Source organism: Gilvimarinus polysaccharolyticus, from assembly GCF_001187555.1.
Lineage (GTDB): Bacteria > Pseudomonadota > Gammaproteobacteria > Pseudomonadales > Cellvibrionaceae > Gilvimarinus > Gilvimarinus polysaccharolyticus.
In genome coordinates, this window is the sequence record NZ_LFIJ01000002.1 from 799,498 (window position 1) to 824,310 (window position 24,813).

Below are 24,813 nucleotides of genomic sequence, written 5' to 3' on the forward strand. Positions count from 1 at the left end.
TTCCATTCCTAGGCTAGGGGTGGTCAATATCATTGTGCTTCTTTATTTATTCTCAACGTGTGCTTTGCGAGCATAACGGCTTCGCCTTTAGTCTAATGTAGCGGCTTAAGCTGAAAATTGCGACTGTCGGCGAGGGTAATTTATGACAGATTCTTAAATGTGGGGGGTAACTTTTTGAGGGGGTAATGCTTAGCGGTCATTGTGCAGCCGGCGCCTGTGAGCCGCTTGATAAAAGCTCTTGCAAGACAGTTGCTGGGCGTGGGTTATATGTGCGGCGGATATGTTCGGGGCTTAGTGGGGTGCTCTGTGTGCTTGAATATTCTTGATGTAATCGGTTACAATTGGAGTGTTTTATGCTCGATAATAATGAATGCAGGTGTAGGGTTAATCGCCCTTTGCTCTGCCTACAAGAGATTACAGCCTTATGATGTATCGCTTTTGTGCGTTAATAGTTTTCTCCATTGCCGGTCTCGCGGCGTGCGGCGGTAGTGGTGGCTCCAGTGATAATGGTGTGTCCAATTCATCCCGCAGCAGTGTTAAGACCTCAAGCGTTTCAAGCAGTGTGGCCAATAGTTCTAGTTCGAAAAGTAGTGCGGTTAATAGCAGTTCGTCTGTCAGTTCGGTCGTGGCGGGTTTGACTCCCAACGCTGCTAGTAATGGTTCGCCTTATTGCCGTTACGATGACGCTGAAAGCGGCTGGGGATGGGAGAACGGTGCTAGTTGCGTGGTATATCAGTCTAAAGCTGACCCAGGTGTGGGGAGCTTTGAGTATTGTAAGGTGGGCAAAGAAGCGCTTAATTACTGTGCTGATGACGCCGAAGATTGGGCTTATGCCAACGGTAGCTATTGTATCGCACGAGATTTTTGCCCCGGTAATGCCGTAAAAATCCAAGCGCAGCAATCGCATGAGCTGGTTACGGCTGGTGCCAGTGAGGAGGCTCAGGCGGTTTTTGCGTATTTAAACGGTATCTGGGGCAGTAAGATGCTGTCGGGGCAGATGGATTTAACGTGGGACGATAGTATCGATATGCGCCAGCGGGTTATTGATGTTACCGGTAAGGCCCCAGCAATAATGGGCTACGACTTTATGAATTACGGGGTCTACGACAATATTTCTGGTTTGGCGCAAACGGAAGAGGCTCTGGCGCATTGGCGCAGTGGTGGCTTAGTAACTTTTGCTTGGCACTGGCGCGATCCATCTAATGAGACGGTAAATTTTTATGTGGCGCAGGCGGAGGCCAGTAAAAATACTAATTTTGAAATTCCGTTCAAAAATGGCGAATTGGATAGGCAAAGTGAAGCTTTTATTGCTATAGAAAATGATGTGGATTTAATTGCCAGCGAGTTACAACAGTTGGCGGCTGCCAAGGTGCCAATACTCTGGCGACCGCTACATGAGGCAGCTGGCGGGTGGTTTTGGTGGGGACGCGAGCGTACCGACGGTGTTCCGGCGGCTTACGCGCAAAAACTGCTGTGGCGCTATCTGTACGATCGCCTAAGTAATTACCACGGCCTTAATAATTTAATTTGGGTTTGGAATGGGCAAAATGCCATTTGGTATCCCGGTGACGATGTGGTGGATATTGTCAGTACTGATATTTATGACGGCGAGCGCAATACTGAATCACAAATAGCTTACTACAACTTAACTGGAGCCTATCCGCATCAAGAAAAAATGGTGGCCTTAAGTGAGAACAGTAATATCCCTGATCCAGACTTAATGCAGGCTGATGGCGCTTGGTGGCTTTGGTTTATGGTGTGGAATGACGGTGCCGTTAATACCACGGAAGATCACTCTAGCAATTTTTGGACGGGTGAATACTATAATACCGATGCTCATAAAAAGCATGTGTACAACCACGAGCGGGTGATTACCCTTGATGAGCTGCCGAGCTTTTAAGCTTGCTAAATAAAGGGCAATAAAAAAGGGCAAGCCCAGAAGGCTCGCCCTTTTTAGTAAACACTAGGAGCAGGGCTACTAGTGTTTAAACATGGTCACTTAGATAGCAACGATGTTTTCAGCTTGTGGGCCTTTTTGGCCTTGAGTTACGGTGAACTCAACTTGCTGACCTTCAGCTAAGGTTTTGAAGCCTGAGCTAGCAATAGCGCTGAAGTGAGCGAACACATCTGGACCACCAGACTTCTGCTCGATAAAACCAAAACCTTTAGCTTCGTTGAACCACTTAACGGTTCCTTGAGTAGTATTAGACATAATAACATCCTGAATTTTAAATATAGGGTTGCCTACAAGAGGCTTGAGTAGCATAAAATGTAGACTGATCTTTAAAGCTGCAGGACGAGGTGTTACGAATAATACGTCGAAATGTAGGATAAAAACTTGCGGTCGATTTCTAGCTGAGCCCACTGTATAGCGATTACTTGAGTCTGTCCACCTTTATTTTGGATGTTGCCATTTATGGTGTTGCCAGACTAGCGCATAAATTGCGGGTCGTAAGGTGGCTATGGCAGTGGCTGGCGGGTCGTACGTTAAACGCATCCATGCGTTTATGTTAATCCATTATTTTCTGAGCTCGGTTTTTAATGGCCGGCGCGGTTAACCTTTAGCTCGCGCTTCCAGAATCTCAACCGCAGGCAATTTTTTGCCTTCGACAAACTCTAAAAATGCGCCGCCGCCGGTGGAGACGTAACTGATTTTATCGGCCAAGTTCCACTTGTCGATAGCGGCCAAGGTATCACCGCCACCGGCAACAGAGAAAGCATCGCTGTCGGCAATTGCACGTGAGATAACCTCGGTGCCTTGGGCAAAAGCGTCGTATTCAAAGACACCACAAGGGCCGTTCCACAGTACGGTTTTGGCGTTTTTGATGATCTCGGCAACGCGCGCTGCGGTTTCTGGGCCGTAGTCGATAATTTCTTCGTCGGCCTTGATGTCGCTGGTGTCTTTAACTTCAGTCTTACTGTTATGGCTCCAGTCGCTAAAGCCTTCTTTGGTGGTGCGCACGTCGGTGGCAAAAATCACGTCGGTGGTTTCACGCAGGCGTTTTGCCTCGGGAATTAAGTCGGCCTCGTACAGCGAGTTGCCTACTTCGTTACCGGCTGAGGCAACAAACGTATTAGAAATGCCGCCGCCTACCACGAGAGTGTCGGCAATTTTAGACAGCGCATCCAATACGCTGAGTTTGCTCGATACTTTTGAGCCACCAACAATCGCCACCAGTGGCCGTGCTGGCTTATCCAATGCTTTGCCGAGGGCGTCTAGTTCGCTGGCTAGCAGAGGGCCTGCGCACGCAACAGGGGCGTATTTAGCGACGCCGTGGGTTGATGCTTGTGCGCGATGCGCGGTGCCGAACGCATCCATCACAAACACGTCACACAAGGCGGCCATTTTTTTTGCCAAGCCATCGTCATTGGCTTTTTCGCCAACGTTAAAGCGCACGTTCTCAAGTAATACAACCTTAGCTGAGCCCATATCAACGCCATCAACCCAGTCTTTAATTAAGGGTACGTCACAGCCTAATTGCTTGCTTAGTTCGGTCGCTACAGGCGCCAGCGAGGCGGCTGCATCAAAGCTACCTTCTTCGGGGCGGCCAAGGTGCGACATCAGCATGACTTTGGCGCCGGCATCAAGTGCGGTTTTAATGGTGGGGATAGACGCGAGGATACGCACAGTGCTGGTGATTTTACCGTCTTCTAGCGGTACGTTAAGATCTTGACGAATCAGAACGCGCTTGCCTGCTAGATCCTGATCACTCATCAATTTTACGTTCATGTATGGCTCCAAATAGTGATGCGCTTACGCGACATTAAATAGCACAGAGTATAAATAGGGTAATAGATGGGAAAGGGTTGCACCGCCTTTGGGCGGTGCAGCAAGCCGGGGCTTAGTCGAGCAGTTCTTCAGCGGTGGCAACAATATTGTCCACGGTAAAGCCGAAGTATTCTAAAAGGTCTGGCCCTTTGGCGGATTCACCGAAGCTGTTCATGCCGACAACGCGGCCATCAATGCCTACATACTTCCACCAGAAGTCTACGTGTGCCGTTTCTACCGCCACTCGTGCAGAGACTTCTAACGGCAATACGCTTTGACGGTACTCGGCATCTTGTTGATCAAACACATTGGTGCTTGGCATAGATACGACGCGCACTTTTTTACCGCTGGCAGAGATTTTGTCGGCCGCTTGTACAGTCAGTGGTACTTCTGAGCCGGTGGCAATTAAGATCAGGTCGGGCGTGCCGGCGCAGTCTTTTAAGATATAACCACCTTTGGCGATATTGGCTACTTGGTCGTCGGCGCGCTCAACCGTGTCGATACCCTGACGCGAGAAGATCAGTGCGCTGGGGCGATCTGGCAGCTCAAGAGCTGACTTCCAGGCCACGGCAGTTTCGGTCGCATCACAAGGTCGCCAGGTGTTTAAGTTGGGTGTCATACGCAACGAGCCGAGTACTTCGATGGGCTGGTGCGTCGGACCGTCTTCACCCTGACCAATAGAGTCGTGAGTGAAGACAAAGACGTTGCGCAGCTTCATTAATGCTGACATGCGTATCGCGTTGGCCGCGTACTGTTGGAACATTAAGAAAGTCGCGCCGTAGTTAACAAAGCCGCCGTGCGCGCTCATACCGTTCATGATAGTGCACATGCCAAATTCGCGCACACCATAATAGATGTAGTTACCGCTGGCATCTGTGCCGGTAACGGGCTTGGAGCCGTCCCACATGGTGAGGTTGGAGCCGGCTAAGTCGGCCGAACCGCCGACCATTTCTGGCAGCAGTTTGTTAAAGGCGGCGATGGTGTTTTGCGAGGCTTTACGCGATGCCAGTTTTTCTGGATTTTTGTGGCACTGTTGAATAAACGCATCGGCCTTTTCAGCAAAGTCGGCCGGCAGCTCACCTTTAATGACGCGGCGCTCGTACTCGGCCGCCTCAGTCGGGTAGGCAGCCTTATAGGCGGCAAATTTTTCGTTCCAGCTTTGCTCGGCTTTGGCGCCTTTATCTTTGGCGTCCCAACCGGCGTAGATGTCAGCGGGGATTTCAAACGGTGCTGGCTCCCAGTTGAGGAACTTGCGGGTTGCGGCGACTTCGTCATCACCTAGTGGTGAGCCGTGGCAGTCATGGGAGCCGGACTTGTTAGGTGAGCCAAAACCAATGGTGGTTTTACAGCAAATCAAAGTCGGTTTATCGGTTTCAGCCTGAGCCGCTTCAATAGCTTGCTTAATGGCCTCTGGGTCGTGTCCGTCAACGTCGGTAATCACGTGCCAGCCGTAAGAGTCAAAGCGCTTCGGAGTGTCGTCGGTAAACCAGCCTTCAACGTGGCCGTCAATTGAAATACCGTTGTCATCCCAAAAGGCGACTAACTTGCCGAGCTTTAAGGTGCCCGCCAGTGAGCAAGTCTCGTGTGAGACGCCTTCCATCATGCAGCCATCGCCTAAAAAGCAGTAGGTGTAGTGGTCGACGATGGCGTGGCCATCACGGTTAAATTGTGCGCCCAACATACGCTCGGCCAGCGCCATACCAACGGCGGTACTGATACCTTGGCCCAGCGGGCCGGTGGTGATTTCAACGCCAGGGGTATAACCCAACTCGGGGTGTCCTGGGGTTTTAGAGTGCAGTTGGCGGAAGTTTTTTAACTCCTCCATTGGCAAGTCGTAGCCCGATAAATGCAGCAGCGAGTAGACCAGCATCGAGCCATGACCGTTAGACAAAACAAAGCGGTCGCGGTTATTCCAATTGGGATTGCTGGGGTTGTGCTGTAAAAAATCGTTCCACAGTACTTCGGCGATATCGGCCATACCCATAGGGGCGCCGGGGTGGCCACTTTGGGCTTTTTGTACGGCATCCATACTTAGGGCACGGATGGCGTTTGCGAGTTCATAACGAGACGGCATAGGGGCTAGGCTCCTTTAAAGTAACAATTGTGAGTTCGGAAGTGACCTCTAACGGGCCTAATTATAGTGCTGCGCAACCTTGTAATGTATGGCTTGCGGGCGGGAGGCAAAATCAAACCTCGCCTGCGATGCCACAAATGCCGCGTATTCTCTCGCAACCGGCGCCATCAGTAAAGGTATGGGCGCTTAGCGGAATTAATTCTTGCTGCAACACAATCTATATCAAAATATTTTGATATAGATTGTGTTGGCTGTTATCATGCCACCATGACAAATTCTGCCGTTCAGGTGGTCGCGCCGGCGATTGCTACAGATAGCCCCGCTACCGCACCTAATGCCGAATTAAGTGCCGAGCTATTAGCCGCGCAGCTTAAAGCCGCGGCCGATCCGCTGCGTATCGAGATCTTGGCCGTACTGGCGCAGAACTCTTACGCCGTGTCCGAGCTGGCGCGAATCTTCGATATCGGTCAGTCGGGCATGAGTCACCATTTAAAGCTATTAACGGGAGCTGGCCTAACCACTACTCGGCGTGAGGGCAACTCCATTTTTTATCGTCGCGCCATGGTTACCCCTGTACAACCGTTGGCCGGTTTACAGCATGCATTGTTTGCCAGTGTTGATCAGCTTGGTTTACGCGCGGATATTTGCGCTCAAGCCGAGGCAATAGCCATCGAGCGGGCTGCCGCTTCACAGCAGTTCTTTGCCGCTAACGCCGATAAGTTTCGTGCCCAGCAAGATCTGATCGCCAGCTTTCCGGTTTATGGCGAGCAAGTATCACAATTGCTTAACAACACACCGTTGGCAAGCCGCCACTTGGCTTTAGAGGTTGGTCCGGGGCAGGGTGAGTTTTTACCTATGTTGGCGCGTCGTTTTAGTCATGTAGTGGCGTTGGATAACTCGGATGAAATGCTGTCGTATTCGCGGGCGGCAGCCGAGGCGGCTGGGCTTGGGAATGTTGAGTTTATTTTGGGCGATACCGCAACTCTGGCCCAGCACCGTGTGCTGGCCGACTGTATCGTTATGAATATGGTGCTGCATCACACACCGTCACCGGTGGATATTTTTAAAGATTTAAGTCGAGCACTGGCCCCCGGTGGGGCGTTAATCGTCACCGATTTATGCCGTCATGAGCAAGATTGGGCACGTGCTAACTGCGGCGACTTATGGCAAGGCTTTGATCCGGCCGACTTTACAGGCTGGGCAGGCGATGCCGGTCTGAGTGAAGGCCAAAGTTTGTACATAGCACTGCGCAATGGGTTTCAGGTGCAGTTGCGACAATTTTTTAAACCTTCAAATTAAATTACTTTATTGCTGAGCAGGAGCCACGTTATGGCCGAATACGCTTTATTTACGTCCGAGTCAGTATCGGAAGGTCACCCCGATAAACTGGCCGATCAAATATCCGATGCGGTATTGGATGCCATTTTAAAAGATGACCCAGAATCGCGGGTTGCGGTAGAGACGTTAGTCAAAACCGGCATGGCTATTGTGGCCGGTGAAGTACGTACCTCCACCTATGTCGATCTAGAAGATTTGATTCGCCAAGTAATTCTGGATATCGGTTATAACAGTTCCGAGGTTGGCTTTGACGGTGCATCTTGCGCGGTACTCAATGCCATCGGCAAACAATCTGCCGATATTGCAGTGGGCGTTGATGAGGCGAGCGATAAAGACTTAGGTGCGGGCGATCAAGGTTTGATGTTTGGTTACGCCTCGGATGAGACCGATGTGTTAATGCCAGCGCCTATTTACTTTGCGCATCGGCTGGTCGAAAAGCAAGCCGAGCTGCGTAAAAACGGTAAGCTCGGCTGGTTGCGTCCCGACGCTAAAAGTCAGGTGACGTTGCGTTACGCCAACGGCAAGCCTGTGGCCATTGATGCTGTGGTGTTGTCTACACAGCACGACCCGAGTATCAGTCTGTCTGACTTACAAGAGGCGGTACGCGAAGAGATTATTAAACCGGTTTTGCCGGCCGAATGGTTGCACGACGAAACCCTGTATCACATCAATCCTACTGGCCAGTTTATTATTGGTGGCCCTGTGGGTGACTGCGGTTTAACCGGGCGCAAAATCATAGTCGATACTTACGGCGGTATGGCGCGTCATGGTGGTGGTGCCTTTTCGGGTAAAGATCCGTCTAAGGTGGATCGTTCGGCCGCTTATGCGGGACGTTACGTGGCTAAAAATATTGTTGCCGCAGGCCTTGCTCGTCGCTGTGAGATCCAAGTGTCTTACGCCATTGGCGTGGCCGAGCCTACCTCTATTGCCATTAACACTTTCGGTACAGGAAAGTTGCCCGATGCTGAAATTGCAACATTAGTGCGCGAACATTTTGATCTGCGGCCACGCGGATTAATCGAGATGCTTGATCTTAAGCGTCCAATTTATCGCCAAACAGCGGCTTATGGTCACTTTGGGCGAGAGCTTCCCGATTTTACGTGGGAAAAAACCGATAAGGCCGAATTGCTTAAAAAGTATCTGTAACGTTCTGTCCTAGCGATACTAATAGCACTATTAAAACATTGACAAAGAGCGGTCAAATTTTGAAAGCCGCTCTTGATTAACCAAATATTGGAGATAACTATGACTAACTTTACCGACTACAAAGTGGCTGCCGGCTCAGCCGAAGAGTTTGAAAAACTGGCCCTGTGGGGACGCCGTGAAATTGAAATCGCCGAAGGTGAAATGCCGGCGCTGATGGCACTGCGTACAGAGTATGCGGCGCAGCAACCATTAGCGGGTGCCAAAATCATGGGTTGTATCCACATGACTATTCAGACTGCGGTATTGATCGAGACGCTGATTGCCTTGGGTGCCGAGGTGCGCTGGTCGAGCTGTAATATTTTCTCGACACAAGATCACGCTGCCGCCGCTATTGCCGCCGCCGGGATTCCGGTGTTTGCTTGGAAGGGCGAAACCGAAGAAGAGTTTTGGTGGTGTATCGAGCAAACCGTGGTTAAAGACGGGAATGTTTGGGATGCCAATATTATTCTGGATGATGGCGGTGATTTGACTGAATTGGTACACGAGAAGTACCCCGAGCTACTGAATAACATTCACGGTATTTCAGAGGAGACCACCACCGGTGTTCATCGGCTGCAAGACATGCTGAAAAAGGGCACGCTTAAAGTGCCCGCTATTAATGTTAATGACGCTGTCACAAAAAGTAAAAACGACAACAAGTACGGTTGTCGTCACAGCCTAAACGACGCGATAAAGCGCGGTACCGATCACCTGTTGTCGGGTAAAAAAGCCTTGGTTATTGGTTATGGCGATGTCGGTAAAGGTTCGGCTGCATCACTGCGCCAAGAAGGTATGATTGTTAAAGTCAGCGAAATCGATCCGATCTGTGCGATGCAGGCCTGCATGGATGGCTATGAAGTTGTCTCGCCTTACAATAACGGTATTAACACTGGCAATGCGGCAGATATTAATTTAGAAGTGTTGGCTAAAACCGATTTGTTGGTAACCACTACAGGCAACTCAAACGTGTGTGATGCGGCCATGTTGCAAACGCTAAAAAATGCAGCTGTGGTGTGTAATATTGGTCATTTCGATAACGAAATCGACACCGCCTATATGCGTGAGAATTGGGAGTGGGAAGAAATAAAGCCACAGGTTCATAAGATTTATCGCGACCGTAAGGCCGGTGATCATTTATTGTTGTTGTCAGAAGGTCGTTTGGTTAATTTGGGCAACGCTACCGGTCACCCATCGCGGATTATGGACGGCTCGTTTGCCAATCAGGTGCTGGCGCAAATTTACTTATACGATAAAAAGTTTGCCCAATTGCCTGCCGATGAAAAACCTAGCAATGTTTATGTGGAAGTCTTACCTAAGCAGCTCGACGAAGAAGTCGCGCGTCACATGGTAGAAGGTTTTGGTGGTGTTATTACTCAGCTTCGCCCAGAGCAAGCCGAGTATATTGGTGTGGCCGTAAATGGCCCATATAAGCCCGAAAGCTACAAGTATTAAGTCGGAGTACGAGGTCGGGGCGCAGTGCGCGCCCATTTAATTTGCCCGTCCCGTTAAGGATTGTTTATGAGTGATGAAGCTTTGCGTTTAAGTTTTGAATTTTTTCCGCCAAAAACTGACGAGGGCAGGCTTAAGCTTGCTGGCGTGCGTGATACTTTGGCCGAGTTTGATCCTGATTTTTTCTCGGTTACCTATGGTGCTGGCGGATCCACCCGTGACAACACCAAAAACCTAGTAAAACAGTTTAATGCGTATGATGCTAAGGCTGCACCACACCTGTCATTTGGCGGTGATGATGAGGCGACCATCAAAGCACTGTTAGAGGAATATCGGCTTGCCGGTGTCGAGCGTATCGTCGCGTTGCGCGGTGATATGCCCTCTGGCGTCGGTGGCTCTTATCAGTTGGTGTACGCTAATGAATTGGTGGCATTTATTCGCCAGCATTTTGGTGATGCTTTTGCGCTGGAAGTGGCGGCATACCCTGAGGTTCATCCGCAAGCAAAAAGCTACGACGACGATGTACGCTTTTTGAAAGGCAAGTTTGATGCCGGTGCTAATAGCGCTATTACACAGTATTTTTATAATCCTGATGCCTATTTTTATTTTATGGATCAGTGCGCCAAAGTGGGTATTGATAAGCCAATTTACCCAGGCATTATGCCGATCATTAACTTCCGTAACTTGATGCGTTTTTCAGATTCATGTGGCGCCGATATTCCTCGTTGGTTACGCAAGCGTTTAGAAAGCTTTGAGCACGATGCCGAAGCCTTGCGCGATTTTGGCGAAGAGTTGGTCACTGAGCTGTGTGAGACTTTACTTGAAAACGGTGCGCCTGGGTTACACTTTTACACCATGAACCAAGCAGAGCCGGTTGCCCGCATCGTTAAAAACCTTGGTTGGGGCGAGTAATCGCGTAATTGTCGGCAGTAGTATCCCGCTAGACGAATCGCTAGTGGGGTATTTTGCGCTGTAACTTAAATATTTAGTTGCCTTCTCGGCATGCAGGCTATGCCCCGGCTCTCGCAGGAGGTTGTTGTGTCTGAGCAATTTTTTAATCGTGAGTTAAGTCTGCTGGAATTTAACCGGCGAGTTTTGTATCAATCTTACGATCGTGAGCTACCGCTGCTAGAGCGCCTGCGATTTCTGTGTATTTTCTCCACCAATCTCGACGAATTTTTTGAGGTGCGAGTTGGTGGTTTGGTGCAAATGCTAGAGGTGGGCACTAGCGCCATACCAGCCGATGGCTTGGGTCACGCGGACAATTTAGCGGCCATCTCCCAGATCTCGCATCAGTTGGTGATTGAGCAGTACGGCATTTTTAATAATGAAATAATTCCGCTATTACGCGAGCGAGATATTTATATTTTACGCCGCGACGAATGGAGCCGCGTCCAAGAAGATTACCTGCGCGAATACTTTGCCACTGAAGTTTTGCCATTATTGAGTCCCATTGGTTTAGATCCGGCACACCCTTTTCCAAGAATTTTAAATAAATCGCTCAATTTTATTGTTAAGCTCGATGGCAAAGATGCCTTTGGCCGAAATTCAGGGCGGGCAATCGTTCAGGTTCCGCGCTCGTTACCCAATATTATCGAGCTGCCCGAAGGTGTTGCCAAAACGGGCCGTGAATTTATTTTCATGTCATCCATTATTCACCATTTTATGGGTGAAATTTTTGTCGGGATGGAGGTGATTGATTGTTTTCAGTTTAGATTGACCCGGAACTCGGATATTTTTCTCGATGAAGAGGAAACTGACGATTTGTTGCGAGCGGTACAAGGTGAGTTGGTCTACCGGCAGTACGGCGATGAGGTGAGGCTGGAAATCACCGGCACCTGCCCATCAGATATCGAAGAGTTTTTATTGGGTCGCTGTGAAATACAGGCCCGAGATGTCTACCGTGTGGATGGGCCAGTTAATTTAAATCGTTTATCAGATTTGTTCGATCTGGTTGATGATTCGTCATTATTCTTTAAGCCCTTTGTTCAATCTATGCCTAAACTGCCAAAGCGTGTGGACAGTTATTTTCAGGCATTAAAAAAGAACGACTTGTTGCTGCATCACCCGTTTGATTCTTTTCAGGCCGTGGTAGACTTTTTGCGTGAGGCGGCATTAGATCCCCATGTGTTGGCTATTAAACAAACGCTTTATCGCACGGGTTCAAATTCACCGGTGGTGGATGCGTTGGTGGCGGCCGCCAAGGCAGGTAAAGAGGTAACGGCGATTGTTGAGCTGCGGGCACGTTTTGATGAAGAGCAAAACGTCGTGCTGGCTGAGCGTTTACAGCGCTATGGTATTCATGTCATCTACGGAGTGGTGGGTTATAAAACTCACGCCAAGATGTTGTTGGTGGCACGCCGCGAAGAAAAAAAGCTGCGCTACTATGTTCACTTAGGCACCGGTAATTATCACCCTAAAACTACCAAGCTTTATACGGATTACGGTTTAATGACCTCGGATCAAGCTATTTGCGCCGATGTATATCGTATTTTTATCCAGCTTTCGAGTATGGGTAAAGCCTCAAAGATGAGCGAGTTGTTGTACGCGCCCTTCACCCTGCATAAAAGCATGCTTAAGTATATTCAGCAAGAAACCGAGAATGCCCGCAAGGGTATTCCCGCGCGAATTATTGCCAAAATGAACTCGCTGTATGAAGAGCAATTAGTGTTGGCCTTGTACGAAGCGTCTAACGCGGGAGTACAAATTGATTTAATTGTGCGAGGTGTTTGTCAGTTGCGTCCAGGGGTTCCGGGTCAATCCGAAAACATTCAAGTACGATCGGTTATTGGACGTTTCTTAGAGCACAGTCGAGTCTTTTATTTTGAGAATCATGGCAATCCTCATGTTTTTTGCTCCAGCGCCGACTGGATGATTCGCAATATGTTTCACCGTGTCGAAACGTGTTTTCCGGTTAAAACCAAGAAAATTCGGGATCAAATAGTCAGCGATATGAAGTTGTATTTGGCCGACAACACCCACGCTTGGATTTTGCAAAGTGATGGCAGTTATGTTCATATGCAACCGGAGCCGGGACAGCAGCGTGTTAACGCACAAGATAAACTGCTAGAGCAGTGGGCGATGGCTACCTAGCGTATAACCGAGAGTTGGTACTTCAAGGAAGATGTGTATGAGATTTTTAATATTTGCTTTTTTGTTGTTGATGGCTGTAGGACAGGTGTCTGCAGCCATCTATCAATGGACGGATGAAAATGGTCGGGTACGCTACAGTGATAAGCCCCCCGCAGGGCAATTAATCCCCAATCCCGTGCCTGAACAGCCCTCTACCGAGACGCATACCCAGCCTGCTGCCGATATAACACTGCCGCGTAAACCTTCCGCTAATCCGAAGTCGGTTGCCTATGCTCGCCCCGGGTATAGCGATATTTTGATGTTTCGTCGTTTATTTATCGCTCGTGATTTTGATGAATTAAATCAACAACTGCACCTTAGGCAGCAAGAGGTTCAAGCGGATATCGCTTTTGAACATACACTGCGCAGTGCTTATTACGCATTTCGGAATCTCTTGGGTGCTGATACCGAAAAGGTGTTTGAGCAGTGGCTTGCGCACAGCCCTAAAGCCTATCAGGCCTATTTGGCGCGGGCGGCCTATCAATCCGGCCTAGCGTGGGGGGCTCGCGGTAGCGGCGCAGGAAGCAAGCTGACGCAGTACCAAAGGCGCGAGATGAAGCGCTATTTTGAAAAAGCTAAAAAGGATATAGCAAAAGCATTAGCCCTTAACCCGCAAGCGTTAATGGGTTATTACCTGCTGCTTAATGCGGCCTTGCCGAGCCACGATCTGCCCTCGGCTAAACAGGCCTTAGCGCGGGCTAACCGCCACTACCCTAATAATTATCTGGCGCGACGTTCTTATCTGGCCCTACTAGACCCTATGTGGGGTGGTTCGATCGAAGGTGTTCGGGCGTTCGTGTCTGAGTTACAACTGGATGCAAGCAGCAACCCTAAACTTTCGCAACTACAAGGCTTTGAGTTTTTCGTATTGGGTAAAGCGCTGTATTACCGCAGCGAATATGAGGCAGCAATTGAGGCGTTAGACCTAGCGCTGAAGCTTGGTCCAAACCCGTCCGCTTTTTATATGCGAGGCAGAGCAAATTACCGACTGGGTTTGTATCGCAAAGCGACTGATGATTTTACCCGTGCCAACCATTACCAGCCCGACACAGCTGTTTACCTTTATTGGCGCTCTAAGTCGTTGTATTACACCGGTGGGCGCTTTAGTGATGCGTTAGTTGATGTCGAGCGAGCCCATGCGCTTGATGGGTTAAATGAAAATATCGAACGCTTTAGGGTTAGACTCAGCGCAAAAATTACGCGCTCTGATTTTACCGGCTTTGATAAACAGCAGGCTGAGATAATTACCCAGAGCACACCGTCGCTGTATGACGAGCAAGCTCTGTTTAAGGCCACTATGGCGCACCTGGCACTTGATGAAAATAGCGAAGCCGAGCAGCTGCTGATTGCGTTAATTAAGCTTAAGCCAGATAATTTCAATTACTTTGAATTAATGGATTTTGCTTTGTTTCGGCAGGCAAGGCAGAGCGAGATTGTCGATTATTGGGATGATTTTATTGGCCGGAATCCGGAACATCGTGATGCTTATTTAGAGCGTTCTGGTACTTACTTTCACCTGCAAGATTACCCCGCAGCGATACGCGATGCAAAAAAATCGGCCGAGCTTGGCAATTTGAATGCGGTTAATTTTTATCAAAGACTCGCCGCCTTTAAGCGGGATTAGCTTTTTTGCTCTCCTCCTTTGCGGCTCAGCCGCAAAGGATTCAAAAGCGGGGCTTTGTAGCCTGGTCAGATGCATCTATCACAAAGTATATAAAACCTCTATTTAACGCTAAGCGTAAACTCACCATCTTTTCCCAGTCCATCAAAATTAATCGTTTTATGGTTATTGTTGTAGCTGAATGCTTTGCCGGTGTAGGGGTTTTTATACGGCAATTGATTAAGCTGATTTTGAATGTCTTTGTTAGGGTCTAGGTGTGCTGCTGCTAGGCTAAGTTGCCGTATACCTTCTAGGTCGGTAATTCTATAACTGTAAGTATCGAAAATCCAAGCTTCAGAACTTGCTGCCAGAAGCCGACCGACGGGGTTATATAAAAAATTGCCTTTGATTTTTTCTGCTGGTTGTGGAGCTTTTTTCTTGTGAGCTGCCAACGCCGAGAACGAAAGAGTTGCTGTACGTTCGGTATTACGATACATGGTGGCTGCTAGATTCAGGCTGGCTTGCGGCTTAAATAATTGAGACGTTAGTCTATAAAAAGGAATCTCGATAGCGTTGGGCGCTTCATCTGAGGCGTAGAAAAATTCAAGAGCTTGCGGGTCAGTAGTGTTAGAGAAAAACTGGTATTCGCCCACTAAAGATTTTTTTAAGCTCCGCTCTTGATTGGATAGCGGTGTTGCCCAGCTGCTTGGCAGTAGTTGTTTTTTTTGTTCTGAAGGCATTGTGGTTAAAAAGACGCCCGCCAAACCAAAATGATTTTTTACCCCGGCCACCGCAACCATCTTACAAATTAAGATGTCGCAATCTTTTAGCATAAGTCGCCAAAAATCCAGATCGTTCTGTAGTAACGGTTTAATGTCGTCTGTTGCTAGGGTGTAGAGCTGGAGTAAATAAAGCTTTTGCCCCTGTATAAGGTGTTGGTAGCTGGGGAGCGGAGCCTGAATGTTGATAGATGTCGTTTGGTGGTAGTAGTCGGACGATAATAAGTTTTGATAGCGGTTAAGCAGTAATGAGTTTTCTGCAAGCAGTTTTGGCTTGTCGAGCGCGGCGCTTAAAGCTTGGCATTGGTTACCCTCTTTACGGCAGTTAGAGAAATACTCGCTTGCCTTTGGGGTTATTTTTAGCTCGCCTTCAAAAAGCGGCTTGCAGATTTTATTCCATGAGTTTGGCGAGCACTGCTTTAGTGACGCGGCGACTTTTTTGCCGGCTTGCCACTGGTCGAGTTCGGCGGGGGGGGCGAGCCCGAGCAAGCCGATATAAGCGTTTTTTTGCTCACTTGAGTATAAGGTTTGGTCGCGAGCTTCAATATAGTAAAGCGCATCGCTAGAAGGCGGCAAGTCTTCGCGGTTGATGTACAAAAGTATTGTAATAAAAAGGCCCGCGATAATAATCAGGCTGGCCAGTATGTAAAGCATCCATTTTAAAAATTTACGTAAAATTTTCATGTCGCGGTAGTCGTCCTTGCTATGCGTCTTTAAGGTTGTGTTTTGTTATCGTCTTGTTGGCTATCGGCAATAATGTGCAGCTGGTAGCCGGCATTATCTAAATAGTGTGCTTCTAGCTCTAAATCGGCCAACGCCAAAGGGTTGGTGTCTAGCCAGCTTTGTGGCAAATGTAAGCTGAGTCTTTTCTTCTTGTGGGCGCTTAGGGTAATGCCGTCGGGCAAGTTGTGGCGGCGGGTACGGTTAAAAATAACCGCTAAACGCAACAACATGGCTAAGTGCAGCAGATCGTCGCCGTGCTCGGTAAGCTGTTTGGCGGGTAGGCTTTTACGGTGGGCACGGGCCAGCAACGCAAGCTGGGTTTGCTCGGCGCGCGAGCAACCGGCGATATCGACATTTTCGACAATATAAGCGCTGTGCTTGTGGTAATCGCTGTGCGAGATATCCAACCCTACAGGTGCTAAGTGCGCGGCCCAGCTTAATAACTTACCGGCGTCGACATTGTCTAGCCCCCAGGCATCACTAACGTGTGCCAGTAATTGTTGCGCCGTGTTTGCCACGCGCTCAGCTTTGGCGATGTTTACATGAAACCGTGTAGCCAAGGCGACAATACTAGCCTGACGAATATCGTGATCTTCTAGGCGACCTTTTAAGTCGTACAGTAAGCCTTCGCGCAGCGCCCAGTCGGATGCCATCATGGTGTCTATATCGAGCGTCTCAAACAGTGCCGTTAACACTATTACGCCGCCTAAGAAAACCGGTTTCCGATCCTCCGATAGGCCATCGAGGGTTAAATCAGTGGCACCGTGTTGGCGGTATGTGGTGATAATTTTGTCGAGCGATTGACGGGAAATTTCGCCGTTGCTCCAGCCCGCTTGTTGGCAGACGTTGGCCACTGTTTTAATGGTGCCAGACGCGCCTAGTACCTCTTGCCAGGGCTTGTCGCTGTATTGGTCGGCGACTGGCGCAATTTCTTGGCCTGCGGCAATCAGGGCTTTTTTTATAGCCGCTGGAGTGACGTTGCCATCGGCAAAAAAACGTTTAGTCATGGCGACACAGCCCATACTTAGGCTCTCTTTGATGGACGGCTGCATGCCAGTGCCAACAATCACCTCGGTACTGCCGCCGCCAATATCAATAACCAATCGGCTTTTATCATCGGGAGCTATCGAGTGGGCTACGCCTAGGTAAATAAGGCGGGCCTCTTCGTCGCCAGAAATAATTTCTACGGGGTGACCGAGCTTTTCTTGAGCCAGCTTTAAAAATTCTTTGGAGTTGGTGATTGAGCGCAAGGTTTTGGTGCCTACGGCTCTGACGCTACCTGATGGGAAGTCACGCAGTCGCTCACCAAAGCGTTCGAGGCAGGCTAATGCTTGGTCGCGAGCCTCGTCGCTCAGGTTGCCGTCTGCTTGCAGGCCCCAGCCCATGCGCACCGGCTCGCGCAGTTTGTCCTGCAGCGTAAGTTGCTGGTTTTCCCACTGGGCAATGATCATATGAAAGCTGTTGGAGCCAAGGTCGATCGCGGCTATTTGGCTTGCGCCTGAGCGCAGTATACGAGAGATATTAAACATCTATATGACCCTGCTAATGAATCTGAATTGAGTATACGCAGGTATATGGCAATTTGCCGAGAGGGGCCATGTTTAAGAGCAAAAAAAGCCCGTCGCAAGCGACGGGCTTTGAGTGCGAGACGGCTGTCTTATGCGTCAGCTGGAGCGTTTTCGGTGGCAGCTTGTTGTTGCTGTTGCTGAATCACTTGCGCAAATACCGCATCAAAATTGATCGGTGGCAACATCAAGGCGGCAAACGTGCCGCGCGACAAGACGCTGTCGATGGTTTCGCGGGCGTAAGGAAACAAAATGTTGGGGCACATAGAGTTAATCGTTTGTGCCAGCTGTACGCCTTGTAGGCCTGAGATGCCAAAGACGCCCGCTTGCTTCACTTCAATCAAAAACGCGGTACGATCATCGACTTTTGCGGTAATGGTTATCAGCAGCACGACCTCGTGGTGAGCGTCGTCAATTTTAGAAACCTGAACGTTGAGCTCTTGTTCAATCTTGGGTGGCTGCTGTAGGTTAAATGCCTCAAGGCCCATGGGCGTTTCGAACGACAAATCTTTGAGGTAAATACGCTTGATCGCAAATGCCGGGGCTGCTTGTTCTTCGCCAGCGGCTTCTGGTGTAGTGTTTTCTTCTGACATAGTGCTGTCTCTTTTAGTCGGTAAATTTTAAGAGGTGAGTAGTCGATCCAGCTCGCCGCGTTTATCTAGAGCTCGCAGTTCGGTAAAGCCGCCTACGTGGCGCTCGCCAATCCAAATCTGGGGCACGGTGCGCTGGCCGCTTTTGGCCATCATTTCTTGGCGCTTGGCCGGTATGCGGTCGACGCGTATCTCGTTAATATCCGTAACCGCTTTGCTGGCTAACAAGCGTTTGGCATTAATGCAAAACGGGCAGGTTGCGGTGGTGTACATGACGACTTTGGCCATCAAAGAAGCTCCGTTATTTTATCAGCGGTAAGCCTTGGTTTTGCCACTCGCTTATGCCACCGCTAAGACGTCGTACGTCAAAGCCTTTGGTGCCCAGTAAGCGGCCAGTGCTGCCTGCGTGCTGGCCGAGTTTATCGACCACGATAATAGTCTTAGTGCGGTGTTTTTCCAACTCGTCCAAACGCTCGGCGACTTTGCTATACGGAATGTTGATGGCATCGACCATGTGGCCGGCCTCAAATTCTTTGCTTTCACGCACGTCGAGCCAGATGGCTGTATCGGCGTTAATTAAAGTGGTTGCTTGCTGGGTCGTTACGGGTTGGCCGTTTTTAACCCGTTCGCGCCATGCGTAAATTAAAACCAACACGGCCAGCGTACTAACGAGCATCCACTGTTGACTGAGAAACGTAATAATCTCCACCGAACCACCTTTGATTGTCGAGCTATTTGAAGGCTGTAATTGCCATTGAGTTTCGCCCCTATAGCAATAAAGGCGGGGAGTATACACCAAGATTGGCTAATTTCTCAGTCTTAGCGTCGCTGTCCCATAGAGTTGTAGCCCCATAGCAGTTAGAATAATGCTCTTTATTGAGCTTTATGCCTGTCTAATTTTTACGATACACAAGCGACGATTACCTATGACTGCCAAGAAAAGCCCTATGGTTTTACTGATTCTCGATGGTTTTGGCCACTCTGAGAGCACCGAACACAACGCGATTTACAGTGCCAAGACACCGGTATGGGATCGTATTTGGAACAACTGCCCCGCCAGCCTAATAGGCACCTCTGGATTAGCCGTGGGTTTGCCCGAGGGACAAATGGGCAACAGTGAAGTGGGTCATATGACCTTGGGGGCCGGACGGGTTGTGTATCAAAACTTTACCCGTATTAATAAGGCGATTGAGGATGGCGAGTTTGCCACCAATCCTGCGTATGTTCACGCCATCGATACTGCCAAAGATGCGGACAAAGCCGTTCACATCATCGGCTTGTTGTCGTCGGGTGGTGTGCACTCTCATGAGGATCACATTTACGCCATGATCCGCACCGCGGTAGCTCGTGGCGCTAAGCATGTATATCTGCACGCCTTTTTGGATGGCCGCGATACCGCTCCGCGCAGCGCCGAAGAGCCGCTAGCCAAGGCCGAGGCGTTATTCGCCGAGCTAGGTACCGGCCGCGTGGCCAGTATTTGTGGCCGTTATTTTGCCATGGATCGCGACAATCGCTGGGATCGTGTGGAGCAATGTTACAACGTGATGGTTACCGGTGACGCTGAGCACGATGCCGAAACCGCAGTAGCAGGCTTGCAGGCGGCTTACACCCGTGATGAAAACGACGAATTTGTCGGTGCCACTGTCATTTGTGGCGAAGGTGAAGAGGTTGCTACCATCAACGATGGTGATTCAGTGATTTTTATGAACTTCCGTCCCGATCGTGCCCGCGAGATTACTCGCGCTTTGATTGAACCTGAGTTCGACGGTTTTGAGCGTAAACTGGTGCCGCAACTGGCCGATTTTGTGACCACTACCGAGTACGCCGCTGATATTAAAGTCAATGTTGCTTTTCCTCCGCAACAGCTGGTGAATTCTTTTGGCGAATATATGCAGAATCAGGGCAAGACCCAACTGCGTATCGCCGAGACAGAAAAATACGCGCACGTCACCTTCTTTTTTAACGGTGGTAAAGAGGCGGAGTTTAAAGGTGAAGATCGTATCTTGATTCCCTCACCGGATGTGGCAACTTACGACCTTAAGCCCGAAATGAGCGCCCCCGAGGTTACCGATAAGCTGGTTGAGGCTATTGAGTCGGGTAAATACGACGCGGTGATTTGCAACTACGCCAATGGCGATATGGTAGGCCATTCGGGTATTTTTTCCGCCGCCGTTGCCGCCGTAGAAGCAGTCGATGAGTGTGTTGGTCGAGTTTTGGAGGCTGCGGCAAAAGTTGGCGGTGAAGTGTTGGTTACCGCTGATCACGGCAATTGCGAAGAGATGTTTGATCCTGAGTCGGGTCAGGTCAGCACGCAACACTCAACCTTGCCGGTGCCTTTTGTTTTTGTCAGCGCGCGTAACGGTACGATTGCCGAGGGTGGTTCGTTAGCCGATGTTGCGCCAACCATGCTGCACTTAATGGGCATGCAACAGCCGGCCGAAATGACCGGCCGCAACTTAATTACTCTAGTCGAGTAATTCAACTGAGCTTGCCGCGCCCAATGTTGCTGCCTCTGTTAACACAAGCACTGATTGCTAATGCCAAATCTCCGCTGCCCGTGCGTCGGGTGCTGGGGATTTGGTGTTTATTCCTGCTGTGTTTGGCTGCATTGCTCGTGCCGTCGGTAGAGGCGGCCGATGACGCAGCAGAGTACCAAAAAAAGCTTAAGGCGCTGCAGAGTAATATCGAACAGCTAAAAAAAGAACTAAATGATGTAAAAGATCAGCGGGGCCAATTGCAGCAAGATTTAGAGCAATCCGAAACAAAAATTGGTGAGTTAGAAGAAAAAGTTGAAACCATAAACGACGAAATTAAAACGCAAGACGCCGATTTACAATCGCTGCAACAACAGCAGCGCACGCTAGAAGGTAATCGCCAAGTGCAGCGCACCCAAATTGCCAGCCAAGTGCGCAATGCGTATCGGTCGGGTCCGCAAAGCCCACTGCGATTACTGCTTAATCAGCAATCCCCCGAGCGTATTACTCGCCTCAGTAAATATCACGATTACCTATTAGCTACGCGTAACGACAAACTTAAATCATACGTAGCTACACTCGAAAAACTCAGCCAGCTTAAGCCCCAAATTATTGCTCAGCGCGATGGTTTACATGAGCAGCGTAAACAGCTGAGTGCACGCCAACGGCAGTTAACCGAGCAGCAAAAAGCGCGTACCAGTACCTTGGCAAAGTTGGCGCAAGTTATTGATAACAAAGATGCCCAGTTAGTGGCTGAGCGCCAAGATGGCAAACGTCTACAGGCGTTGCTCGATGAAATGACGACCAGTATCGGCCAAGCGGCGCCGGCCGGTACGGCTTTTAGTCGCTTGCGCGGTCAGCTACCTTGGCCTACTGATGGTAAGTTACGGCACCGTTATGGCAGCGACAGAGTAGGGAACCAACTGGCGTGGGAGGGCATTGTGATTGATGCCAGCACCGGTACGCCGGTACAGGCGGTGCACAGTGGCCACGTTATTTTTGCCGAGTATTTACGCGGTCATGGTTTGTTGATTATTGTTGATCACGGGGAGGGCTACATGAGCCTTTACGCCCATAATCAAACGCTTTTAAAGCGCCCGGGCGATCCGGTTCGCGGTGGTGAAATTATTGCTCGAGTCGGCGACAGTGGCGGCCAAAGCTACAGCGGGCTGTACTTCGAGATACGACATAACGGTCAACCGACTAATCCCAGCACTTGGTTGGGGCGGGCATGAGCCGCTTTTTTATTAACGTTAACGAGCCATCCGCTCACCCGCAGGAGAAGTACATGCTGTTTGCCATTTGCCAACGATTTGCCAGCTTACTGGCATTAGCTGGACTCTTGTCTCTGCCAGCCGCGGCGCAAAACATTGCTCCCGAGCAGGCAATCGGTGACGAAACCGCAGCGGCGGATAAGGGGCTGTTGCCACTCGAGGACTTACGCACATTTACCCGAGTGTACGATCATATCCGCAATAGCTATGTTGAAGAGTTAACCGACACCGAGCTGCTTGAGTATGCGATCAAAGGCATGGTGGCCGAGCTAGACCCGCACTCCTCCTACCTAGATGCAAAATCATTTGAAGATTTACAGGTGAGTACTTCGGGCGAGTTTGGCGGCTTGGGTATTGAGGTGGGCATGGAGAATGGCTTTGTAAAAGTTATCTCGCCTATCGACGATACTCCCGCACAAAAAGCCGGTGTTGAAGCGGGTGATTTGATTATTCGCTTGGATGAGAAACCAGTAAAAGGTTTAAGCCTTAACGAAGCTGTAGCACTGATGCGTGGCCCTAAAGGTAGCCCGTTAACACTGACCATTGTTCGTGAGGGGGTTGATCAGCCGATTGAGCTGGTTATTGAGCGCGATATTATTAAAGTGCGCAGTGTGCGTACTAAAATACTCGATGATGACTACTTATATTTGCGCATTGCTCAGTTTCAGATAAGCACCGGAGGCGATGTGGCCAGTCGGTTGAAAAAAACCTTGGGTGAACACCGCAATATAAAAGGCGTCATTCTCGATTTACGCAACAATCCAGGCGGTGTGCTGCAGGCCTCGGTTGATGTTGCCGATGCCTTTATGGACGGCGGTTTAGTGGTCTACACCGAGGGTCGCTTGGAGTCGAGCTATAGCCGTTATGAAGCAACTGCCAATGATTTAACCGGCGGCTTGCCGGTGGTCGTGTTGATTAACGATGGCTCGGCCTCGGCCTCAGAAATTGTTGCCGGCGCGCTACAAGATCAAGGTCGTGCGGTCATTATGGGAACTCGCAGCTTCGGTAAAGGTTCGGTGCAAACGGTGGTGCCTATCTCCGCAGATCGTGCCATTAAGCTCACCACTGCGCGCTATTACACGCCTAGCGGACGCTCGATTCAGGCGCAGGGCATTGAGCCTGATGTGCAGGTTGAGCGCGCCAAAGTAACGGCCGTTAAACCACGCTTGCGAACTACCGAGGCCGATCTTGCCGGTCATTTAGGCAACGCCAATGGCCAACAAGAGAGCGACAGTAAAAGTCGCGATGAAGCACGCAGCGCGCAAAAGTCGCTGTTGAGCAACGATAACCAACTGCATGAAGCGTTAAATTTACTGAAAGGCTTAAACATCCTGCGTCGGCCACAGTTAATCGAGCCACAAGATGGCGCGGGCATTGCGCCGACTAATACTGCTATTGACGGCGCCGCTGAACCCCATGCCGCGCCGGCCCCAGTTGATTTGCCTGAAGCGCCATGAGTACTCGCGTCAGCTGGCTGCTGGCGCGCATTAGCGCAGTTGCTGCATTAATCAGTTTGACGCTAGTCTCGCAGGCGTCGGTCGAACCGACACCCCCTCCCGCTCGAATCGCTATTATCATTGACGATATTGGCTATAACCTAGCCCTTGGGCGCCGCGCGGCAGAGTTGCCGGGGGCGTATACCTTAGCTTTGTTGCCGATGACTCCGCACACTCGAGAGCTGGCCGAATTGGGCCAGAAGCGCGGTAAAGAGCTAATGTTGCACGCGCCTATGGCCAACCAGCAAGGCTTGCCTCTTGGCCCCGGCGCCCTTGAGGTGGGCATGTCTCGCGCTGAAATATTACAAAGCCTGCGAGCGAGCTTAGATTCGTTACCCGAGGTGGTGGGGGTTAACAATCACATGGGCAGCGCTCTTACCGTACAGGCGCGGCCGATGGGTTGGGTAATGGGAGAGCTGCGTCAGCGGGGTCTTTATTTTGTCGATAGCCGTACCACGGCCAGTACGGTTGCGGCGCGGGTGGCGCGAGGCTACGGCCTTAAGTCAGCGCAGCGCGACGTATTTTTAGACCACCAGCGTGATCCGCTACACATTCAACAGCAATTGGCGCGCGCTCTAGATTTAGCCCAACGTCGAGGTTGGGCTATTGCGATTGGTCATCCCTACCCGGAAACACTGGCCGTGCTAGAACAGGCACAGGCCCTAATGGCGGAGCAGTCGGTGTATCTTGTTAGCGCCTCGGCGCTGCTGCGCCGTGCACCTGCGGGGCGAGCTTATTGTCCGTTAGCGCCTAAAAGTTTGCGTGATTACCAGCTGCCGGCGAGTCAAAATTCGGTCGTAGTGACGAGCGCGCGTTGGTGGAATTTAAAAGTTTGATAATCTTAGGTTATCAGACGGCACTAAAGCTAAAGAAAGACGATATAAGTAGATCGGGCTAAAAGCTATAAAATCACATACAGCGGTTAAAATTTGCATCATAATAAAGGTGTTAATTACTGTGGGCACCCAATCCATAGTGGGATAGGCCCATAACAAGGATCGATAAAACAGTAGGTGAAGACTATGACACTAGAACATAGAGATGGTGAGCAGGGCGATGTCCCGAACCGCAGCGGCCGGTTTTTAGAAAAATCAGGCTATTGGTACTACCAAACTCGCGAGGGTGTTGATATCGGCCCGTTTGATAACCGCCGTGATGCCGAAGTGGGCGTGGGCGAGTTTATTGATTATATCTGCGCCTCAGCCCCTGGCGCGGCAAAGATCATTGAGCGCTACCGCGCAGCTTAGTGGTTTAACACTTAGTGCCGAAACTTCTCGGTCTGTTTGTGGCCTATTTATACGGTAACAAATGGGGCGTTAGCAGAGGCACTTGGTAGATCCTATTCTCTCTGGGCTAGGATTTTCA

Annotated in this window: 20 protein-coding genes; 12 read left to right on the forward strand and 8 right to left on the reverse strand. The window is 50.0% G+C overall.

Annotation, left to right across the window (positions count from 1 at the left end; all coding sequences use genetic code 11):
- The first annotated feature begins 424 nt into the window (after positions 1-424).
- Complete coding sequence (locus tag GILYN3_RS12090) at positions 425-1,900, forward strand: glycosyl hydrolase (RefSeq protein WP_049723222.1); 1,476 nt, start codon at positions 425-427, stop codon at positions 1,898-1,900.
- A gap of 99 nt (positions 1,901-1,999) precedes the next feature.
- On the opposite strand, the gene cspE is transcribed toward GILYN3_RS12090, so the two are convergent.
- From cspE to tkt, 3 genes are all read right to left on the reverse strand, one after another.
- Complete coding sequence (cspE, locus tag GILYN3_RS12095; protein WP_049723223.1) at positions 2,000-2,212, reverse strand: transcription antiterminator/RNA stability regulator CspE; 213 nt, start codon at positions 2,210-2,212, stop codon at positions 2,000-2,002.
- Between the two features lie 342 nt (positions 2,213-2,554).
- Positions 2,555-3,730 carry a phosphoglycerate kinase gene (locus tag GILYN3_RS12100; RefSeq protein ID WP_049723224.1) on the reverse strand — a complete coding sequence of 392 codons (1,176 nt, stop codon included), beginning with the start codon at positions 3,728-3,730 and terminating at the stop codon, positions 2,555-2,557.
- A 112-nt stretch (positions 3,731-3,842) separates the two neighbouring features.
- Entirely contained in the window at positions 3,843-5,843 is a 2,001-nt protein-coding gene (gene tkt, locus GILYN3_RS12105) for a transketolase (RefSeq protein ID WP_049723225.1), read from the reverse strand.
- A 267-nt stretch (positions 5,844-6,110) separates the two neighbouring features.
- On the opposite strand from tkt, the gene GILYN3_RS12110 reads away from it, so the two are divergent.
- The 6 genes from GILYN3_RS12110 to GILYN3_RS12135 all read left to right on the forward strand — a co-directional run bounded on the left by GILYN3_RS12110 (position 6,111) and on the right by GILYN3_RS12135 (position 14,571).
- The gene (locus GILYN3_RS12110; protein WP_084005411.1) at positions 6,111-7,142 is read left to right on the forward strand and encodes an ArsR/SmtB family transcription factor; all 1,032 of its coding nucleotides are present in this window, start codon (positions 6,111-6,113) and stop codon (positions 7,140-7,142) included.
- A gap of 30 nt (positions 7,143-7,172) precedes the next feature.
- On the forward strand, positions 7,173-8,327 hold the full coding sequence (metK, locus tag GILYN3_RS12115; protein ID WP_049723226.1) for a methionine adenosyltransferase: 1,155 nt from the start codon (positions 7,173-7,175) through the stop codon (positions 8,325-8,327).
- A gap of 99 nt (positions 8,328-8,426) precedes the next feature.
- A complete protein-coding gene (gene ahcY / locus GILYN3_RS12120; RefSeq protein ID WP_049723227.1) occupies positions 8,427-9,818 on the forward strand; it encodes an adenosylhomocysteinase in 1,392 nt (463 codons plus the stop codon).
- Positions 9,819-9,884: 66 nt separating this feature from the next.
- Positions 9,885-10,727, forward strand: a complete 843-nt coding sequence (metF, locus tag GILYN3_RS12125; RefSeq protein ID WP_049723228.1) for a methylenetetrahydrofolate reductase [NAD(P)H] — start codon at positions 9,885-9,887, stop codon at positions 10,725-10,727.
- 126 nt (positions 10,728-10,853) lie between these two features.
- Complete coding sequence (gene ppk1 / locus GILYN3_RS12130) at positions 10,854-12,908, forward strand: polyphosphate kinase 1 (protein ID WP_157484929.1); 2,055 nt, start codon at positions 10,854-10,856, stop codon at positions 12,906-12,908.
- Between the two features lie 37 nt (positions 12,909-12,945).
- On the forward strand, positions 12,946-14,571 hold the full coding sequence (locus GILYN3_RS12135; RefSeq protein ID WP_049723230.1) for a DUF4124 domain-containing protein: 1,626 nt from the start codon (positions 12,946-12,948) through the stop codon (positions 14,569-14,571).
- 98 nt (positions 14,572-14,669) lie between these two features.
- Here GILYN3_RS12135 and GILYN3_RS12140 read toward each other — a convergent pair whose 3' ends face one another.
- The 5 genes from GILYN3_RS12140 to GILYN3_RS12160 all read right to left on the reverse strand — a co-directional run bounded on the left by GILYN3_RS12140 (position 14,670) and on the right by GILYN3_RS12160 (position 18,913).
- Positions 14,670-16,010 (reverse strand): hypothetical protein, encoded by a 1,341-nt coding sequence (locus tag GILYN3_RS12140; protein WP_049723231.1) that lies wholly within the window; start codon positions 16,008-16,010, stop codon positions 14,670-14,672.
- Between the two features lie 29 nt (positions 16,011-16,039).
- Positions 16,040-17,578 carry an exopolyphosphatase gene (gene ppx / locus GILYN3_RS12145; RefSeq protein ID WP_049723232.1) on the reverse strand — a complete coding sequence of 513 codons (1,539 nt, stop codon included), beginning with the start codon at positions 17,576-17,578 and terminating at the stop codon, positions 16,040-16,042.
- Positions 17,579-17,706: 128 nt separating this feature from the next.
- The gene (gene secB, locus GILYN3_RS12150) at positions 17,707-18,207 is read right to left on the reverse strand and encodes a protein-export chaperone SecB (protein ID WP_049723233.1); all 501 of its coding nucleotides are present in this window, start codon (positions 18,205-18,207) and stop codon (positions 17,707-17,709) included.
- A gap of 27 nt (positions 18,208-18,234) precedes the next feature.
- A complete protein-coding gene (gene grxC, locus GILYN3_RS12155) occupies positions 18,235-18,492 on the reverse strand; it encodes a glutaredoxin 3 (protein WP_049723234.1) in 258 nt (85 codons plus the stop codon).
- A 13-nt stretch (positions 18,493-18,505) separates the two neighbouring features.
- Complete coding sequence (locus GILYN3_RS12160; RefSeq protein ID WP_332307866.1) at positions 18,506-18,913, reverse strand: rhodanese-like domain-containing protein; 408 nt, start codon at positions 18,911-18,913, stop codon at positions 18,506-18,508.
- A gap of 217 nt (positions 18,914-19,130) precedes the next feature.
- Here GILYN3_RS12160 and gpmI point away from each other — a divergent pair, with 217 nt between their 5' ends.
- From gpmI to GILYN3_RS12185, 5 genes are all read left to right on the forward strand, one after another.
- Positions 19,131-20,681, forward strand: coding sequence for a 2,3-bisphosphoglycerate-independent phosphoglycerate mutase (gpmI, locus tag GILYN3_RS12165; protein ID WP_049723235.1), 1,551 nt, complete (start codon positions 19,131-19,133; stop codon positions 20,679-20,681).
- A gap of 23 nt (positions 20,682-20,704) precedes the next feature.
- Positions 20,705-21,913, forward strand: coding sequence for a murein hydrolase activator EnvC family protein (locus tag GILYN3_RS12170; RefSeq protein WP_049723236.1), 1,209 nt, complete (start codon positions 20,705-20,707; stop codon positions 21,911-21,913).
- 53 nt (positions 21,914-21,966) lie between these two features.
- A complete protein-coding gene (locus GILYN3_RS12175; protein WP_084005547.1) occupies positions 21,967-23,409 on the forward strand; it encodes a S41 family peptidase in 1,443 nt (480 codons plus the stop codon).
- Positions 23,406-24,284, forward strand: coding sequence for a divergent polysaccharide deacetylase family protein (locus tag GILYN3_RS12180; RefSeq protein ID WP_049723237.1), 879 nt, complete (start codon positions 23,406-23,408; stop codon positions 24,282-24,284). Before GILYN3_RS12175 ends, GILYN3_RS12180 begins: the two co-directional genes overlap by 4 nt.
- 186 nt (positions 24,285-24,470) lie before the next feature.
- Positions 24,471-24,695: a DUF6316 family protein gene (locus tag GILYN3_RS12185; RefSeq protein WP_049723238.1), complete on the forward strand. Its 225-nt coding sequence runs from the start codon at positions 24,471-24,473 to the stop codon at positions 24,693-24,695.
- Positions 24,696-24,813 lie beyond the last annotated feature (118 nt).